Source organism: Rathayibacter sp. VKM Ac-2759 (assembly GCF_009834225.1).
Lineage (GTDB): Bacteria > Actinomycetota > Actinomycetes > Actinomycetales > Microbacteriaceae > Rathayibacter.
In genome coordinates this window covers 3,744,303-3,760,288 of record NZ_CP047176.1, presented here as the reverse complement: position 1 = coordinate 3,760,288, position 15,986 = coordinate 3,744,303, and the positions used below count along the sequence as shown (strand labels likewise).

The following is a 15,986-nucleotide window of genomic DNA, read 5'->3' as shown; positions in this document are numbered from 1 at the left end:
CCGCGACGCGTGCTCACCATCGGAGCAGGCCGCCGGGATCCCTGCACGGCACCGATCACGGTGATGGTCGGCGACGTCGTGGGCAGCGACCAGGCCTGCACCCTCAACCGCACGCCGGTCGGCGGCGCGGAGGAGTGAGGGGCCGGCGGCGCAGCGAGACCCGCGAGCGTCAGCAGGGGAGCGCGTTGTGCGCCCAGCCCGCCGCGAGGGCTCGATCAGCAGGGGCTGTGCGCTCAGCCTGCTGGTCGAGTAGTCGCCGCAGGCGGCGTATCGAGACCCCACCACCGGAGGCGAGTGCGGAGGCGGTCCGCTCTGTCCGGGTGGGGAGGGAGCATGCGGCCTAGGCTGGCCCGCATGCGGGGGCGTGCGGTGATCCTGGCCGGAGTGTGCGGAGTCGGACTGATGATGCTCGGCTGCGCTCGAGCCGAGGCGCCGGAGCGGCTGTCGCCGCCGACGCCCTTCGGGGCCACGGCGCCCGCCTCCGAGGGCGCCGTCTACCGTGCCTTCTACCGGGGCGGAGTCGAGGCGTACAGGGAGAGCCGTGCGCGCTGGCTCGACGACGGAACGGGATTCGAGGTGACCATCACCGGCAGCGGCAACTGCCCCACTGTGCCGGCGGCGCTGGACGTGCTCGCCGCCGACGCGCTGCGCATTCGGACCGAGGTGCTGCCGACGGGGCCCCGCGGCTGCCAGGAGGACGCCGCGCTCTGGAGCTTCGTGTTCGACGTGCCGAGCGGCATCGACGCTGAGCTGCCCGTCCGCATCGACATCGTGCTCGAGCAGGGGACGGCCGTCGAGGAGCTCGAACCGGTCGCGGCACGGCGGGAACGCCTGCTCAAGTGAGGCCGAGACGCCGCGATCGGACGTCCGGCCTCATTCGCGCAACGCGAGCGCCTACGACTCGAGGGTCGTGCTCGGGCGCTCGCCGAAGCGGTGCGCGTACGTCGCCGAGAAGCGGCCCAGGTGCGCGAACCCCCAGCGGCGCGCGACCTCCGAGACGCTGACCACTCCGGGAGCCCCGGCGCGCAGCTCCTTGCGCACGGCGTCGAGGCGGATGCGGCGCAGGTAGTCGACCGCCGTGAAGCCGAACTCGCGGCGGAACTCGGACTGCAGGGTGCGCAGGCTCACGCCCGCCGCCTCCGCGACCGCCTCGGTGCGCAGTGGCAGGTGCGCGTTCGCGTACAGGAACTCGACCGCCTGGCGCAGGCGTCCGCTGCGAGGCACGCGCAGGTCGCCGGGCGCGCTGAGCGCCTCGTGCGGGAACGTGTCGAGGAGGGCGACCGCGATGGCGCGGTTCGCCTCCTGCCTCAGGACCGCGGAGCTGTCGGCGTCGTAGATGACGCGGGCGACCGTCGCGACGGTGGCCGACCAGCGGCGCAGGGCCTCGCCCTCGGGGCGCGCGGTGGTGTCGAAGAGCAGGGGGCCGCCTCCGGTGCCCTCGACCTCGTCGGCGACGCCCTCGAGGTAGGAGCCGTCGAAGTGGATGAGGTTCTGGCGGTAGTCGCGCACCTCGAAGGCGGCCGGCCGGTCGTTGGCCCAGACGGTGGGCTGCCCGTAGCGCATCTGCATCGGATCGCCGTCGAGGTCGCTGACGCCCTCGCCGGCGGTGAGCCAGGCGACGACGTATTCGCCCTCGGTCTGGACGCGGCCCTTCACCGAGCCGGCGAAGTGGCTCCCCCGGAGGGTGACGTCGCCGTCGCCGACCGCCGTGTAGCGGTAGGAGAAGTCCTCGCTCGGCTCGACGAGGAAGCGGTGGCCGTTGTAGACGTCCTCGAAGAGCGCGCGCGCGTCATCGATGTCCCGCCCGCCGATCTCGGAGCGGATGACTTCGCCGCTCGGTTCGTCCATCGCGGATCAGAATCCCATGCGGCACGCCGCGAGGTCGAGAGCGGGAGCCCGCAGTTCGTTAAGCGGATAAACCATCCAGCGGTCGGCGGGGGCCGAACGCCCGGGTCATGGCGTGCACGGTCGCGCCGCGGAACTCCGACAGCAGCACGAGCGTGTGCCGCGCGCCGGTCTCGATCGCGAGCGAGAAGGTGCTGCCGGAGGAGGTGTCCCACCAGCCGAGCACATCCCGCGCGCGGAAGCTCATCGTCGAGCCGACCTGGCTGAGCACCAGTCGGCCGTCGACCACGCTCAGTGCGCCGGAGACTCCTCCGCTGGTCGTCGAGCACTCGAAGCCCGCCTCGGCCTGGTCGTGGCCGCCGAGCTGCAGGAAGTCGGGTGCCCACTGGCCGTCGTCCCCGGGTCGTTCCGTCGTGTGCGTCATCGTGTCCCCCTCCGACTCGCTGTGCTCCCGACGGCTCGCATCGGGATGCTCGTCGTCAGGCCGCTGTCGTGAGCCCGCTCGACGCGGGCTGCTGAGCGGGCTCGGGGAGGATGCGCAGGCCGCGGCCGCTGTTGGCCTCGTCCATCAGCGCGCGGACCCACTCGGGGTTGATCGCCGGCATGCGGCTCCCGTTGAACGAGAACTGCAGCGGGATGGCGGGGTGCAGCCAGAGGGTCTGCCGGCCCGTGCCGTGCGCGCTGGAGGCGTCGAGCTGGAAGGCGAAGGCCTCGCTGCGACGGAACTTGTTGACCATCACGATCTGCAGGTGCGCGAGAGCGCGGTCGTCGATCTCGTGCGAGGTGGCAGGAGTGCCGTAGAGGAGTGCGCCCATGTGCGGAGCCGCCGATCTGTGAGGGGTGTCGCGGGGGTGGTCCGCCGCGACGGGGAGGGTGCCGGCGGATGCCGGTCGTGAGGCTGAGCGGGTCGGATGAGCCGACCTCGAGAGGCGCCCGAGACGCGGGCGACGATGCTCCCGGTGCCGCGTGCCGGGCGGTCGGGGAGCAGGGCGGTCGGCCGGTCTCCCGGCCCTGATGACACGGTAGGCCCCCTGCTCGGGGGTCGGTGAGTGCTATCCGCTTTGCGAAGACGGCCGGGCGGAGGCTGAACGCGACCCGCCCGGAGGTGAGAGGACCCGGGTCGGCGAGGAGGGTGCGCTCACCGCGGCGAGCGGGGCGACGGGCAGGATGGTCGGATGGGAGAGACCGCCGACTGGTACCGCCGCGCCGCCGTCGAGCTCGCGCAGACCTCGGAGCTGCAGGTCGAGTGGGCGCTCGCCGTCGCCGACGACGACGCGCTGATCGCGCTCATCGACGAGCTGCCGCGGGCGCACCGGCAGCCGTCGCTGATCTTCTCGGTGGCGAGGCTCCTCGGGGCGCCGGCGGATCTGGTCGGCTGGCTGCGCGACGAGTGGCCGCGGGTGGCGCCGGTCGCGGCCGAGCGGCTGACGCAGACGAACGAGGCGCTGCGCTCTGCCCCCCTGGTCGCCGCGCTCGAGCGGATCACCGCGCCCGACGAGCCGATCGCGCTGATCGAGGTGGGCGCCTCCGCCGGGCTCTGCCTCGCGCCCGAGCGCTACGCGTACGCGTTCTCGGCCGAGGGGGTCGAGACGAGGCTGGGCCGGGGCGGGCCGCTGCTGCGCTGCGAGGTGACGGGTGGAGGCGCCCCCACGCGCCTCCCGAACGTCGTCTGGCGCCGCGGGGTCGACCTGCGGCCGCTCGACGTGCGCTCGGCCGAGGATCGCGCGTGGCTGGAGGCGCTGCTGCCGCCGGACCGGCCGGAGCGGACCGCGCGGCTGCGGGCCGCTGTCGAGGTGCTGCGGGAGGACCCTCCGAAGATCGTCGCGGGGGACGCGGCGGAGGCGCTGCCGCTTCTGCTCGACGCGGTGCCGCCCGGGCTGCGGGCGGTCGTCGTGTCGCTCGGCACGCTCGTGTACCTGCCGCGGGCGTCTCGCGAGCGGGTGCTGGCGGCGGTCGAGGCAGGCGGGGCGAGCCTGGTCACGCTCGAGGCGGAGGCGCTGCTCCCGCGGATCGCGGCCGCGCGGGCCGACCTGTCCGCGCCGGTGCCGACTCCGTTCGTGCTCGCGGCCGACGGGGTGCCGCTCGCGTGCGCCGCCCCGCACGGTGGCGCGCTCTCGTGGCTGACTTGACGCGCCTCCCGCTGGATGCCTCGTCGAGTGTCCAAGAGTTGTCGCACTGGGCGTCGAGTGCGACAACTCCTGAGGAGTCGCGGCAGCCGGATCCGGAGTGGCGCGCCCAGTGTCCAAGAGTTGTCGCGTTCGACGCCGAGTGCGACAACTTCTGCGGTCTCGCGGGTGGACCTCTGCCCGGAGGCACTGCCTCGCGCGAGAGTCCGAGAGTTGTCGTACTCGACCGCCGAGTACGACAACTCTTGAGGAGTCGCGGCGGGCGGAGCGGGGCGAGTGCGCGCCCCTACAGCGCGTCGACGAAGAGCTGCGTCGCCTGCGGCACGTACGACGCGTTCGTCGTCGGGTCCCAGCCGACCAGGGCGATCACGTCGCCGCCGACCCGCGCCGTGATGCCGACGAGCGTGAACGGCGCGCCGCCGACGTCTCCCGTGACCGTCCAGCCGAGCGCGTCGTCGGTGCCCGTCAGCGTGGGCTGCGTCTGCTCGACGGTCGTCTCGACCGGCACCCCCTGCATCGCGAACAGCTCCGAGCCGTCGGCGCAGCGCTCGAGGGCGTCCTCGGCGTCGCCCACCAGCGCGGAGGCGGTGTCGGCGTCGCCGGTGCTCGCCACGACCGCGGTCATCGAGCGGTCGGTGCTGGTGCCGAAGGTGACGGCGGAGTCGCCGAGCGTGTCGTCCGTGTCCCAGCCGGCACCGAACGGGGCGAGGCACGAGACGTCGGTGGCGGTCAGACCCGGGTAGATCGACTCGAGCATCGCGGAGGTGCTCGCGTACTGGTCGGGCACGAACTGGATCCCGTCGAAGACCGTCGTGAGCTCGGCGGCGGTGTGCTGCGGCAGCGCCTCCGAGGTCGGCTCCGGATCGGCGGCCGTGCAGCCCGCGAGGGCCAGCAGCGCCGCCCCCGCGAGCGCCAGCCCGGCCCGTGTCGTCGTCCTCGTCATGTCGTCCCCCCTCCGCTCCGCGGCGCATCGCCGCGAGCCGGTCGAGGCTACCAGGGCGGGACGGGCCGGACCCCACCCGGTCCGGCCCTGGTCACACCTCGGTGTGACCCAGCTCCGCCGCCGCGAGCAGCCGGATCTCCGGCTCCGCGATCGCCTCGAGCTCGAGCACGACGACCTCGTTGCGGCCCGCGCGCGTCACCGGCGCCGGCACGATCAGCGTGCGCTGCGGCCCGCGGCGCCAGTACCGGCCGAGCAGGAAGCCGTTCACCCAGACGAGGCCCTTGCCCCAGTGCAGGGTGTCGAGGTGCAGGTCGGCCGGCTCGTCGAGCTCGAAGGCTCCGGAGGCGAGGCCCGGCCCCGCGGCGAAGGCGGAGGCGGCGACCGCGATCTCGGGCACGCACGGCAGCGCGAGCGGTCGCGCGGTCCATCCGGTGAGCTCGACCCCGTCGAGCCGCACGCCGCCGATCAGGCCCTTGTGCTCGCCGATCCGCGTGCCGTAGTTCACCCGGCCCTGGTTCTCGACCAGGATCGCGAGCTCGCCGTGCCCGCGCGGCAGCGTCAGCGCGCGCTCGTGGTTGTCGCGCGCGAGCACGCCGATCGGCGCACCGTCGAGCAGCACCCAGGCGCGGTCGCGCACCTCCTCGCCGACGACGAGGCGTGCGGGAGCCTCACCGGCGGCGAGCGTCGTCTGGAACAGCACGAATCCGTCGTCGTGCTCGAGCTCGTCGAAGCTCGCCATCGCCTCGAGCCGCGTGGCGGGCCCGAAGGCCGCGTCGAGCCCGAGCAGCGCGGGCCCGGGGACGAGCGGCGCGGTCAGCGCGGGCGCCGGTGCCTTCACCGACGGCACCTCGGCGGGGACCGGCGCGTAGCGGGCGATGACCTCGCGGAACGCCCAGAACTTGGCCGTCGGGTCGCCGCCCTCGTCGAGCGGCGCGTCGTAGTCGTAGCTCGTCGTGATCGCGGCGTAGCGGCCCTTGTCGTTGGCGCCGCTCGTGAGACCGAAGTTGGTGCCTCCGTGGAACATGTAGATGTTGACCGAGCCGCCCACGGCGAGCAGGGCGTCGAGCTCGCGGGCGGAGGCGTCGGCGTCGGTGGTGTGGTGCTGGGTGCCCCAGTCGTCGAACCAGCCGCACCAGAACTCCATGCACATCAGCGGTCCGGTGGGCTGGAACTCGCGGAGGGTCGCGAGGCGCTCGGGCGTGCGCGAGCCGAACGAGCCGGTCAGGTGCAGACCGGGGAGGCTGCCGTCGGCGAGCATCTGCGGAGTCGGCTGGTCGATCGTCGTGAGGGGCACCGTGATGCCGGCGTCGCGGGTCACGCGGACCAGCTCGGCGAGGTACTCCTTGTCGGAGCCGTACGCGCCGTACTCGTTCTCGATCTGCACCAGCACGACCGGCCCGCCGACATCGATCTGCCGCGGCGCGACGATCTCGTAGACCCGGCGGAGGTAGTCGCTCACGGCCTCGAGGTAGTGGGGCTCCGAGCGGCGCACGCCCACCTCGGGGTCGCGGAACAGCCAGGCGGGGAGCCCGCCGTTGTCCCACTCCGCGCAGATGTAGGGGCCTGGGCGCACCACCGCGTGCATGCCCTCGGCGGCGACGAGGTCGAGGAACCGGCCGAGGTCGAGCCCGTCGTCGGCGCGCCAGGAGCCGCGCTGGGGCTCGTGCGCGTTCCAGGCGACGTAGGTCTCGATGGTGTTGAGCCCCATCAGCCGCGCCTTGTGGATGCGGTCGGCCCAGAGGTCCGGGTGGATGCGGAAGTAGTGCAGCGCCCCCGACAGGATGCGGTGCGGGCGGCCGTCGAGCTCGAAATCAGTGGCGCCGATGGCGAAGCGAGCGGTGGTCATGCGGGATCCCCCTCAGGATCGGTGCGCTCGAGTCGCCGAGCGGTGAGACGCGGCGAGGCCGGCCGGATGCGCTGATCCGACCGGCCTCGCCGTGGTGAGTGCTACTCCGAGACGGTGAAGCCCTGCTCGTTGCCGTACTGCACGAGCTTGCTCTGCCACTCGGCGAGGCCGTCGTCGAGGCTGGTGCCGTTGGCGTACGCCTGGCCGACGGTGTCACCGAAGACGCTGTTCGCGTAGACCTGGTAGGGCAGGTACGACCAGCCGGAGCGGACGTCCTTCGAGGCCTGGGTCAGCACCTCGTTGATCTTCTGGCCGCCGAAGTACTCCGACTCCTGACCGGTGAAGTCCGAGCTCTCGAGGTCCGCGGTCGTCGACGGGAAGCCGCCGGACTGCAGGAACACGTCGACCGACTCCTCGTCGCTGTTCAGCCAGCGCAGGAACGCGGCGGCCAGCGCCGGGTTCTCGCTCTGCGAGGTGACCGACTGGCCGCCTCCGCCGTTCTCGGCGCTGACGGCGGTGCCGTCGTAGGTCGGGATGGGCGCGACGGCCCAGTCGCCGCTGGCGTCGGGGACGCTGGACTCGAGGACGCCGGGCATCCACGCACCGGTCACGAGCGAGGCGATCGAGCCGTCGGCGAGGCCCTTGTACCACTCGTCGCCCCACGCGGGGGTGTCCGAGAGGAGCTTCTTCTCGATGAGCTGGTTCCAGACTCCGGTCCACTTCTGGGTGCCCTCGTCGGCGAGGTCCACGGTGACGTCGGTGCCGTCGGTGGTGAACGGCTCGCCGCCCGCCTGCCAGATCATGCTGGTCGCGAAGCCGGCGTCGCCGGTGTCGGCGGTGATGTACTTCGACGGGTCGGCGGTGTGCAGCTTCTCGGCCGCGGCGACGTACTCGTCCCACGTGGCCGGGACCGCGATGCCGTACTGGTCGAAGACGGTCTTGTTGTAGAACAGCGCCATGGGGCCCGAGTCCTGGGGGAGGCCGACGAGCTTGCCGTCGATGTTGACGCTGCCCCAGGTGGAGGCGCTGTACTTGTCCTCGAGGTCGCCCATGCCGTACTGCGACAGGTCGAGCAGCGAGTCCGACAGCGCGAACTGCGGCATGGCGTAGTACTCGATCTGCACGACGTCGGGGGCGCCCGAGCCGGCCTTGATCGCGTTCTCGAGCTTGGTGTACTCGTCCTTGTTCGTGCCGGCGTTGACCAGCTCGACGTCGACCTTCGGGTACGCCTTCTCGAACGCGGCGACCTGGGCCTCGGCGCTGGGGGTCCAGCTCCAGTAGGTGATCTTGCCGCCGGCCTCGAGCGCGGCGTCGAGGTCGGCCGCAGTGCCGGTGCCGCCGGAGGAGGTGCCGCCTCCGGAGCCGGAGGAGCAGGCGGCGAGCGAGCCGGCGGCGAGTGCCGCGGCGGCCACGACCGTCAGGGTCCGCCGGAGGGCGGAGCGGGCGATCTTCATGGTGGTTCCCTTCACTTCTTCGTGCTGTGGGTGGTGCGGGGCAGGACGCTCCGACCGGGGATGGGGTAGGGGGAGGGCCTCAGCCCTTGACGCTTCCGGCGCTGAGCCCCGACTGCCAGAAGCGCTGGAGTCCGAGGAAGGCGACGACGATGGGGATGATCGTGAGCAGGGAGCCGGTGATCACCAGGTTGTAGATCGGCTGCGCGCTGACGCCGGTGGCCTGCGCGTTCCACTGGTTCAGGCCCACGGTCAGCGGGTACCAGGAGGGGTCGCTCAGCATGATCAGCGGCAGGAAGTAGTTGTTCCAGGTCGCGACGACCGAGAACAGCAGCACCGTCACGATGCCGGGGGCGAGCAGGCGGATGGAGATGGTGAAGAAGGTGCGGAACTCGCCCGCCCCGTCCATCCGCGCCGCTTCGAGCAACTCGGTGGGCACCGACTCGACCGCGTACACCCAGACCAGGTACAGCCCGAAGGGGCTGATCAGCGAGGGGATGATGATCGCCCACGGGGTGTTGGTGAGGCCGAGCTGGCTGAACATGAGGAACGTCGGGACGGCGAGCGCGGTGCCGGGCACGGCGATCGCGCCGAGGACGACCGCGAAGACCGCCTTGCGGCCGGTGAAGCGGAACTTGGCGAGTCCGTAGCCGGCGAGCGTGGCGAGCAGCGTCGCGCCTCCGGCACCGACCACGACGTAGAGGAGGGTGTTGCCGAGCCAGCGGAGGAAGATGCCGTCGCGGTAGGTCAGCGTCTCGGCGATGTTCTGGAAGAAGACGAAGTCGCCGTCGAACCAGAGGCCGAAGCTCGAGAGCAGGCCCGCCTGCGTCTTGGTGGAGTTGATGACCAGCCAGGCCAGCGGCACGAGGCTGTAGAGGATGAACGCCGACATCAGGAGGGTGAAGGCGATCGACTTCCTGGGCTGGACCGAGGAGCCGCGGCGGGCCGCGCTCCTGGCTGCGGAGGAGCGCCTCGGGGCGGTGGATCGGGGAGCGGTCGCGAGGGCCATCAGTTCTCCTTCCGCGCGCCGCGGAGCTGGACGACGTAGGCGATCACGGCGGTGATCACTCCCATGACGATCGCGACCGTGGCCGACGCGTTGTACTGCTGACCGGCGAAGGACAGGTTGTAGGCGTACATGTTCGGCGTGAAGTAGGTGGTGATGATGTTCGGAGCCAGCGTCCGGAGGATGTTGGGCTCGTTGAACAGCTGGAAGCTGCCGATGATCGAGAAGATCGTGGCGATGACGATCGCCCCGCGCAGCGCCGGGAGCTTGATCGAGGTGATGACGCGCATCGCTCCCGCGCCGTCGATCTCGGCGGCCTCGTACAGCTCGCCGGGGATCGTCTTGAGCGCGGAGTAGAAGATGAGCATGTTGTAGCCCACGAACTCCCAGGTGACGATGTTGCCGATGGAGGCGAGGATCCAATCGCGCGAGAACGGCTGGACGACGTCGGAGCCGAGCAGGTCGTTGACGTTGGCGGCGAGGCCGAAGTTGTCGCCGTAGATGAACCCCCACATCAGCACGGCCACGACGGCCGGGACGGCGTAGGGGAGGAAGACGACGATGCGGAAGAACCCGGTGCCGTGCAGGCGCCCGCTGTCGATGGCGAGGGCCGCGATCAGCGCGAGGACGAGCATGATCGGCACCTGGACGACCAGGAAGAGCAGGACGCGTCCGAAGCCCTCCCAGAAGTTGGAGTCGCCGAACAGCGTGATGTAGTTCTGCAGGCCCACGAAGGCGTTGCCGCCGACGAGCTGCTCGCGGAACAGGCTGAGGTAGATCGAGTACACGACCGGCGCGATGAAGACGAGCACGAACACGACCAGGAAGGGCGCCACGAAGGCGAGGCCCTTCCACTCGCTCTTCGCCCGCGAGCGCGGGACGGCGAGGGGGCTCGCCGGAGGGGTGACCTCGCGCAGCGGCACAGGGGGAGACGTCGTCGTCATCTGGGGATTCCGTTCGGGGTGGGGGCGCATGTTCACGTCAACATGGCAGAGCCACACCGTAGCATGATGACGTCAACACGCGCGACAGCCGACGGGCGGGAACTGCGGGACGACGCGCCCGACGCGTATGTTGTGCAAAGCGCTATTTTGGGGGGCCATGGCCATCGAGACGAACGCCGCAGTCGGATCCGCCCCGCGCCGCCGCGGGGTGTCGATGGCCGACGTCGCCCGCCGCGCCAACGTCTCGGGCCAGACGGTCTCCCGCGTGTCCAACGGCAAGCAGAACGTCGACACCGAGACCCGCGAGCGCGTGCTCGAGGCGATGCGCGCCCTGGGCTACCGGCCCAACAGCGCGGCCCGGGCCCTGCGCACCGGCCGCTTCCACAGCATCGGCGTGATCATGTTCACGCTGTCGTCGTTCGGCAACATGCGCACCCTCGACGCGATCGCGATCGCCGCGGCGGACGCGGGCTACTCCATCACCCTCATCCCCGTCTCGCACCCCACCCAGGGCGAGGTCTCGGTGGCGTTCCACCGGCTGAGCGAGGAGGCGGTCGACGGCGTCATCATCATCGTCGAGGCCCACCTGCTCGACGAGACCGACATCGTCCTGCCGCCCGAGCTGCCCGTCGTCGTCGTCGACTCGGCCGGAGGCGACAAGTACCCGGTCGTCGACACCGACCAGGTCTCGGGCGCCCGACGGGCCGTCGAGTACCTGCTCGAGCTGGGGCACCGGACGGTCTGGCACATCGCCGGCCCCGAGCGCTCCTACTCGGCCGAGCGCCGCCGCGAGACGTGGGAGTCGACGCTGCGGGCGGCCGGGGCCCCCGTCCCGGAGGTCCTCGTCGGCGACTGGTCGAGCGCCTCCGGGTACCGCATCGGCCGGGAGCTCGCCGCCGACCCCTCGGTGACCGCGATCTTCGCCGCGAACGACCAGATGGCGCTCGGCGTGCTGCGGGCGCTGCACGAGGCGGGGCGCGCGGTGCCGGGAGACGTGAGCGTCGTCGGCTTCGACGACATGGAGGAGTCGGCGTGCTTCTGGCCGCCGCTGACCACCGTGCGCCAGTTCTTCGGCGACACCGGGCGCCGCTCGGTCGACATCCTGCTGCGCGAGCTCGAGTCGGGCGAGCGCAGCGGCGTGACGCTCATCCCGACCGGGCTCGTGGTGCGCGAGAGCACGGGGCCGGCGCGCGCCTGACGCGCCTCAGCGCTCCAGGTGCGCGTAGTCGGGCAGGTCGATCGCCTCGGCCGGCGGAGTCGCGAACCGCGCCGCCAGGCGGGAACCGACCGGCGAGGCGGCGAGCCTCACCGCGAGACCGAAGGCGGCGACTCCGGCCCGTGACACCGGGTGGGCCAGACGCGGGGTGCCCGGCGGCAGCGTCTGCGCCTGATCGACGTAGGGACGCATCCGGCGCTCGTAGCCCGCGAGGCCGTCGCGGTGGTCGACGTGCGCCGCGAGCTCGCCGGCGAGCACGTACGCGCCCGCGATCGACAGGCTCGTGCCCATCCCGCTGACCGGCGACGCGCAGTACGCCGCGTCGCCGACGAGCGCCACGCGTCCGCTCGACCAGCGCGGTGCGCGCACCTGCCCGATCGACTCGAAGTACAGGTCGTCGGAGGCGTCGACGCCCGCGAGCACGCGCTCCGCCTCCCAGCCCGCGTCGGCGAAGACCTCGCGCAGTCGCGCCCGCTGCTCGTCGACGGAGCGGCGCTCGGCGCTGCGCTCGGTCAGGTACGAGAGCGCGACGCGCAGGGTGCCGTACGGGTCGGGGCGGAGGGTGATGCTGCGCCCGCGCGCCGCGCTGTACCAGCGCCACCAGTCGTCGTCGGCGGCGGTGCGGGGGATGGTCGCGTACGAGGTCTCGAGCCCGAGCGAGCGGATCCCGGGCTCGTCGCCGAAGACGAGGCGGCGGGTGCTCGATCCGATGCCGTCGGCGGCGATCACGAGGTCGAAGCGCTCGTCGGGGGCGGTGTCGAAGGAGGCGGTCACGCCGTCGCCGTCGTCCTCGGTCGCGACGATGCGGTCGCCGAAGCGGTACTCGGTGCTCTCGGCGGTGCGGTCGACGAGGAGCTGGGCGAGATCGCCGCGCAGGATCTCGAGCTCGGCGGTGGCGCCTCCCGAGTCGGAGGTGCCGGCCGGGAACTCGGCCAGCGTCCGTCCGTCGCGGCCGACGAAGCGGGTGCCGACCTCTCCGGTGGTCGCGGCGCGGATGTCGTCCTCGAGGCCCATGCGGCGGGCGACCTCGCGGCCGGCGCCCCGGACGTCGACGTTCTGCCCGCCAAGGCGCAACTCGGGGGCGCGCTCGACGATCGTCGTCTCGTAGCCGTAGCGATCCAGCCAGAACGCGAGAGCGGGCCCGGCGATGCTGGCGCCGGAGATGAGGATGCGCGGCATTGTTGCCTCCGTTGATAATCAATGAGATTGGCAATATACACGGGTACTCTGGGGGTGTGACCGACACCGCCGACACCGCCGACTCCGCCGACCACGGCATCCGCACGCGGGTGCGCCAGGTGACGGAGCGGCAGCGCGACTTCGAGCGCTCGCTCTCGCGCACCCTCGCGGTCGATCCGGTGGGCCTCGGCGCGATGACGCACCTGCTCGGAGCGGGGCCGCTGACCCCCACCGAGCTCGCGCGCCGGCTCGACATCTCCACGGCCGCCACGACCCTGGTGCTCAACCGGCTGGAGGCGGCGGGCCACGTGCGGCGCGACCGCCACCCGTCCGACGGGCGCAAGCTCGTCGTCACCGCGTCCGAGAGCTCGGCCGCGCTGGCGCAGGAGCGGGTGGCTCCGCTGATCGAGGGCGTCGAGGATCTGGTCGCGAGCCTCGACGAGGGAGAGCGCGCGACCGTGCTCGCGTTCCTCGACCGGCTGCTGGCGGTGTACGACGCGGCGACGGAGTGACGAGCCGCTTCGCGTCTCGGTGGTGACGGAGAAGGGCAGCACGAGAGCGACCCCGTCGGAAGGCCGCATCGACGGTCGGATCTGCTGATGGTGGCGGGGTCTCGATACGCCGCCGGCGGCGGCTACTCGACCAGCAGGCTCGCGGGGATCTCTTCCCGGTGGGCATGCGCGCTCCAGCGGAGGAGGAGCCTGACCGGGGATCTTCTCTCGGCGCTCAGAACGGCGGTGCGGCGTCGTCGAAGCGAGGAGGTGGGGCGGAGGGCCGCCCAGGGAGGGCGGGTGAACGGGTGGTGACGTGGCGTCCGGTGGGGGTGGTCCAGTCGGCTGTCCCGTCGGGATGGAGGCGATAGGTCCAGCGGTCGCCGTGGCGGACGTGGTGGTGGGCGGTGCAGAGGGAGGCGAGATTCTGGAGGGAGGTGTCGCCTCCGTTGCGCCACTCGAGGGTGTGGTCGGCCTCGGCGGTGGAGGCGGGCCGGGTGCAGCCGGGGAAGCGGCAGGTCTGATCGCGCAAGTGCAGGTGGAGGCGCATCTGCGGGGGTGGGACGCGGTGGGTGCGTCCGACGGAGGTGACGGTGCCGGTCTCCGGATCGGTGAGGACGCGGGTGAAGGTGGCTGCGATCCCGATGAGGTGACGGGCGGTGCCGGCGGGGATGGGGCCGTAGCCGTCGAGGTCGGCCTGGGCGTCGTCGAGTCCGGCGGCGGTGCTGGCGGCGAGTGTGAGGCGCACGTCGGCGCGCACGCCGAGGACGAAGGTCGGCGGAGCCTCTGTGCCGTCGCTGACCGGGGTGGTGCCGGAGATGTCACCGTCGCAGAGCAGATCGGTGAGCGCATCGGCGCGCAGCTGCGCGAGGGTCCGCTCGTCTCCGTCAGTACCGTCGCCGTCGCGGAGGGTGCGGGCGATGCGGTCGAGGCGGTTGTACACGCCGACTGCGACCGGCGCGGGGAGGTACGCGGACAGGGTCGCCATCCCGTCGATCTCGGGGGTGAGCCGGACGCCGCGGTCCTCTCTCGCGCGAGCGTGCCGCTTCTCGAGGGGTTGGTCGTGGAGTTCGTCGCGGAGGCGGTCCACTGCGCGTCGCAGCTGGGTCGGGGTCTTCGAGAGCGCGAGCTCGGAGGCGCGCTCGTCGAACTCGGCGAGCGACTCTTTCGGCAGCAGTGCGGCGACCGCGCAGATCACCTCGGCCGCCCGCCACCGGATCCGCGCGGCCGCGAGAGCCGCACGGGTCGACGGCAGGTCTTCGACCAGCAGATGAGCGCGTTCGAGCTCGCGGGACAGTTCGCGCTCCGATACCCCCGACCCGACCGCGAGCTCGGCGCGGATCGATCGCTCGACGAGGTCGCTCGACTCTCTGCTCGATAGGCCGCCGCGGGCGAAGGCGAGCGGGATCGCGAGCGCTGCCCGATACACCGCGTAGAGCCGCTCGGCGGCAGCGAGCAGATCCCGCGACGCGGCACGGGCGAGCCGGCCGATGTCGTCGGCGCCCTCGCGGATCGCGTCGAGTGACGCCTCCGCGGGTCGTTCATCTGCTGCAACTGGCATACGAACAGTGAAGCGGGGAGCACCGACACCGGAGCGGCGAGTGCGCCGGAACGGGACGACTCGCGCCTCGGAGGGGCTGTGGAGGAACAACCCGCGGGCCGCTCGACCAGCAGGCTCGGACAGGGCAGGGCGGCACGAGAGTCATGACGGGCGTCGACTCCCCTCCTGATCGAGCCCGCAGCTCGCGCAGCGGGCGTATCGAGATCCCTGCACGTCTGGAGGCGGGGTCCCGCACCGGCGAGGCCGTGCGCCCGCGATACTGTGAGCCCTCTCACCCGGACCTAATCCAAGGAGTCGCACATGTCGGTCGGCCTGCTCGCGGTTGTCGATGACATCCTCACCGCCGCCCTGAAGGCGAGCGCGAAGACGGCGGGTGTCGTCATCGACGACGCGGCCGTCACCCCGCAGTACGTGCAGGGGCTCACGCCCGCGCGCGAGCTGCCCGTGGTGTGGAGGATCGCGCTCGGCAGCCTCTTCAACAAGTTCGTCATCATCATCCCGCTGGCGCTGCTGCTCTCGTCGTTCGCGCCGTGGGTGCTGCCCTACCTGCTGATCATCGGCGGCACGTTCCTCTGCTTCGAGGGCGCCGAGAAGGTGCTGGAGTGGTTCGGCGTGCACCACCAGGCCGGCGAGACGGAGGCGCGGGACGAGAAGAAGCTCGTCTTCGGCGCGATCCGCACCGACCTCATCCTGAGCACCGAGATCATGCTGATCGCGCTCGACGGCCTCGACACCGACCTCGGCTTCGGAGGCACGCTCGGCGCGCTCGCCGTGGTCGGCCTCGGGATGACGCTGCTCGTCTACGGCGCGGTCGCGCTGCTCGTGAAGATCGACGACATGGGCCTGCGCCTGATGAAGAACGCGGCGCGCGGAGTCCGCCGCACCGGCGCGCGCATCGTCGCGTCGATGCCGGCCGTCTTCCGCGGCATCAGCATCATCGGCACGCTCGCCATGCTGTGGGTCGGCGGGCACCTCGTGATCTCGAACCTGGCCGAGACGTTCTGGCACGCTCCCGAGGACCTCGTGCACGTCGTCACGCACGCCGTCGAGGGCGCCGGCCCGATCGTGGTCTGGCTCGCGGACACCGCCGTCTCGATGGTGTTCGGCCTCGTGCTCGGGCTGATCGTCGTCGCCGTGATCACGGGCGTCTCGCGGCTGCTCAAGCGCGGGAAGCCGGTCGAGGCGCACTGACGCCGTCCCCCCGCCTGCTGATCGAGTAGCCCGCGGAGCGGGCGTATCGAGATCCACCGAGTGCGGATGGTGAGGTCTGACGACGCTTCTTCTGGCCGTGGTGGGTCTCGATACGCCGCCTCCGGCGGCTACTCGACCAGCGGGCGAGGGGCGCGCCCCACAGGGCGGGCGCCCCGACAACGACGTG

The 15,986-nt window shown here is 71.9% G+C and carries 16 protein-coding genes; 6 read left to right on the top strand and 10 right to left on the bottom strand.

What is annotated here, in order from left to right; genetic code table 11:
• The first annotated feature begins 9 nt into the window (after positions 1–9).
• Positions 10–138, top strand: a complete 129-nt coding sequence (locus tag GSU68_RS20105; RefSeq protein ID WP_279631043.1) for a hypothetical protein — start codon at positions 10–12, stop codon at positions 136–138.
• A 216-nt stretch (positions 139–354) separates the two neighbouring features.
• The gene (locus tag GSU68_RS17430) at positions 355–843 is read left to right on the top strand and encodes a hypothetical protein (RefSeq protein WP_159909900.1); all 489 of its coding nucleotides are present in this window, start codon (positions 355–357) and stop codon (positions 841–843) included.
• Positions 844–894: 51 nt separating this feature from the next.
• On the opposite strand, the gene GSU68_RS17425 is transcribed toward GSU68_RS17430, so the two are convergent.
• Genes GSU68_RS17425 through GSU68_RS17415 form a run of 3 tightly spaced genes read right to left on the bottom strand, consistent with a single transcriptional unit; the run spans position 895 to position 2,660 of the window.
• Positions 895–1,848 (bottom strand): helix-turn-helix transcriptional regulator, encoded by a 954-nt coding sequence (locus tag GSU68_RS17425; RefSeq protein WP_159909899.1) that lies wholly within the window; start codon positions 1,846–1,848, stop codon positions 895–897.
• A 58-nt stretch (positions 1,849–1,906) separates the two neighbouring features.
• Complete coding sequence (locus tag GSU68_RS17420) at positions 1,907–2,269, bottom strand: hypothetical protein (protein WP_159909898.1); 363 nt, start codon at positions 2,267–2,269, stop codon at positions 1,907–1,909.
• Positions 2,270–2,324: 55 nt separating this feature from the next.
• Entirely contained in the window at positions 2,325–2,660 is a 336-nt protein-coding gene (locus tag GSU68_RS17415; RefSeq protein ID WP_159909897.1) for an ATP-dependent DNA ligase, read from the bottom strand.
• A 360-nt stretch (positions 2,661–3,020) separates the two neighbouring features.
• On the opposite strand from GSU68_RS17415, the gene GSU68_RS17410 reads away from it, so the two are divergent.
• Positions 3,021–3,974 carry a DUF2332 domain-containing protein gene (locus GSU68_RS17410; protein WP_159909896.1) on the top strand — a complete coding sequence of 318 codons (954 nt, stop codon included), beginning with the start codon at positions 3,021–3,023 and terminating at the stop codon, positions 3,972–3,974.
• 283 nt (positions 3,975–4,257) lie between these two features.
• Here the strand turns inward: GSU68_RS17410 and GSU68_RS17405 are convergent, their stop codons facing one another.
• The 5 genes from GSU68_RS17405 to GSU68_RS17385 all read right to left on the bottom strand — a co-directional run bounded on the left by GSU68_RS17405 (position 4,258) and on the right by GSU68_RS17385 (position 10,161).
• A complete protein-coding gene (locus GSU68_RS17405; protein ID WP_159909895.1) occupies positions 4,258–4,914 on the bottom strand; it encodes a hypothetical protein in 657 nt (218 codons plus the stop codon).
• 91 nt (positions 4,915–5,005) lie between these two features.
• A complete protein-coding gene (locus tag GSU68_RS17400; RefSeq protein ID WP_159909894.1) occupies positions 5,006–6,760 on the bottom strand; it encodes a beta-galactosidase family protein in 1,755 nt (584 codons plus the stop codon).
• A gap of 101 nt (positions 6,761–6,861) precedes the next feature.
• Positions 6,862–8,214: a sugar ABC transporter substrate-binding protein gene (locus tag GSU68_RS17395; protein WP_159909893.1), complete on the bottom strand. Its 1,353-nt coding sequence runs from the start codon at positions 8,212–8,214 to the stop codon at positions 6,862–6,864.
• A 79-nt stretch (positions 8,215–8,293) separates the two neighbouring features.
• Positions 8,294–9,220: a carbohydrate ABC transporter permease gene (locus GSU68_RS17390; RefSeq protein ID WP_159909892.1), complete on the bottom strand. Its 927-nt coding sequence runs from the start codon at positions 9,218–9,220 to the stop codon at positions 8,294–8,296.
• On the bottom strand, positions 9,220–10,161 hold the full coding sequence (locus GSU68_RS17385) for a sugar ABC transporter permease (protein ID WP_159909891.1): 942 nt from the start codon (positions 10,159–10,161) through the stop codon (positions 9,220–9,222). The genes GSU68_RS17390 and GSU68_RS17385 overlap by 1 nt, the downstream gene beginning before the upstream one ends.
• 157 nt (positions 10,162–10,318) lie before the next feature.
• Between GSU68_RS17385 and GSU68_RS17380 the strand changes: the two genes are divergently transcribed.
• Entirely contained in the window at positions 10,319–11,359 is a 1,041-nt protein-coding gene (locus GSU68_RS17380) for a LacI family DNA-binding transcriptional regulator (RefSeq protein ID WP_159909890.1), read from the top strand.
• Positions 11,360–11,365: 6 nt separating this feature from the next.
• On the opposite strand, the gene GSU68_RS17375 is transcribed toward GSU68_RS17380, so the two are convergent.
• Positions 11,366–12,556, bottom strand: coding sequence for an FAD-dependent monooxygenase (locus tag GSU68_RS17375; RefSeq protein WP_159909889.1), 1,191 nt, complete (start codon positions 12,554–12,556; stop codon positions 11,366–11,368).
• 56 nt (positions 12,557–12,612) lie between these two features.
• Here GSU68_RS17375 and GSU68_RS17370 point away from each other — a divergent pair, with 56 nt between their 5' ends.
• Positions 12,613–13,068: a MarR family transcriptional regulator gene (locus GSU68_RS17370; RefSeq protein ID WP_244259326.1), complete on the top strand. Its 456-nt coding sequence runs from the start codon at positions 12,613–12,615 to the stop codon at positions 13,066–13,068.
• A 214-nt stretch (positions 13,069–13,282) separates the two neighbouring features.
• Here the strand turns inward: GSU68_RS17370 and GSU68_RS17365 are convergent, their stop codons facing one another.
• Positions 13,283–14,608 carry an HNH endonuclease signature motif containing protein gene (locus tag GSU68_RS17365; RefSeq protein ID WP_159909888.1) on the bottom strand — a complete coding sequence of 442 codons (1,326 nt, stop codon included), beginning with the start codon at positions 14,606–14,608 and terminating at the stop codon, positions 13,283–13,285.
• A gap of 300 nt (positions 14,609–14,908) precedes the next feature.
• Here GSU68_RS17365 and GSU68_RS17360 point away from each other — a divergent pair, with 300 nt between their 5' ends.
• A complete protein-coding gene (locus GSU68_RS17360; protein ID WP_159909887.1) occupies positions 14,909–15,799 on the top strand; it encodes a DUF808 domain-containing protein in 891 nt (296 codons plus the stop codon).
• The last annotated feature ends 187 nt before the right edge of the window (positions 15,800–15,986 follow it).

Bases quoted from the DNA above. Each gene is read 5' to 3' on its own strand.
- GSU68_RS17430 (WP_159909900.1), top strand. From the start codon at position 355: ATGCGGGGGCGTGCGGTGATCCTGGCCGGAGTGTGCGGAGTCGGACTG.
- GSU68_RS17425 (WP_159909899.1), bottom strand. From the start codon at position 1,848: ATGGACGAACCGAGCGGCGAAGTCATCCGCTCCGAGATCGGCGGGCGG.
- GSU68_RS17420 (WP_159909898.1), bottom strand. From the start codon at position 2,269: ATGACGCACACGACGGAACGACCCGGGGACGACGGCCAGTGGGCACCC.
- GSU68_RS17415 (WP_159909897.1), bottom strand. From the start codon at position 2,660: ATGGGCGCACTCCTCTACGGCACTCCTGCCACCTCGCACGAGATCGAC.
- GSU68_RS17410 (WP_159909896.1), top strand. From the start codon at position 3,021: ATGGGAGAGACCGCCGACTGGTACCGCCGCGCCGCCGTCGAGCTCGCG.
- GSU68_RS17405 (WP_159909895.1), bottom strand. From the start codon at position 4,914: ATGACGAGGACGACGACACGGGCCGGGCTGGCGCTCGCGGGGGCGGCG.
- GSU68_RS17400 (WP_159909894.1), bottom strand. From the start codon at position 6,760: ATGACCACCGCTCGCTTCGCCATCGGCGCCACTGATTTCGAGCTCGAC.
- GSU68_RS17395 (WP_159909893.1), bottom strand. From the start codon at position 8,214: ATGAAGATCGCCCGCTCCGCCCTCCGGCGGACCCTGACGGTCGTGGCC.
- GSU68_RS17390 (WP_159909892.1), bottom strand. From the start codon at position 9,220: ATGGCCCTCGCGACCGCTCCCCGATCCACCGCCCCGAGGCGCTCCTCC.
- GSU68_RS17385 (WP_159909891.1), bottom strand. From the start codon at position 10,161: ATGACGACGACGTCTCCCCCTGTGCCGCTGCGCGAGGTCACCCCTCCG.
- GSU68_RS17380 (WP_159909890.1), top strand. From the start codon at position 10,319: ATGGCCATCGAGACGAACGCCGCAGTCGGATCCGCCCCGCGCCGCCGC.
- GSU68_RS17375 (WP_159909889.1), bottom strand. From the start codon at position 12,556: ATGCCGCGCATCCTCATCTCCGGCGCCAGCATCGCCGGGCCCGCTCTC.
- GSU68_RS17365 (WP_159909888.1), bottom strand. From the start codon at position 14,608: ATGCCAGTTGCAGCAGATGAACGACCCGCGGAGGCGTCACTCGACGCG.
- GSU68_RS17360 (WP_159909887.1), top strand. From the start codon at position 14,909: ATGTCGGTCGGCCTGCTCGCGGTTGTCGATGACATCCTCACCGCCGCC.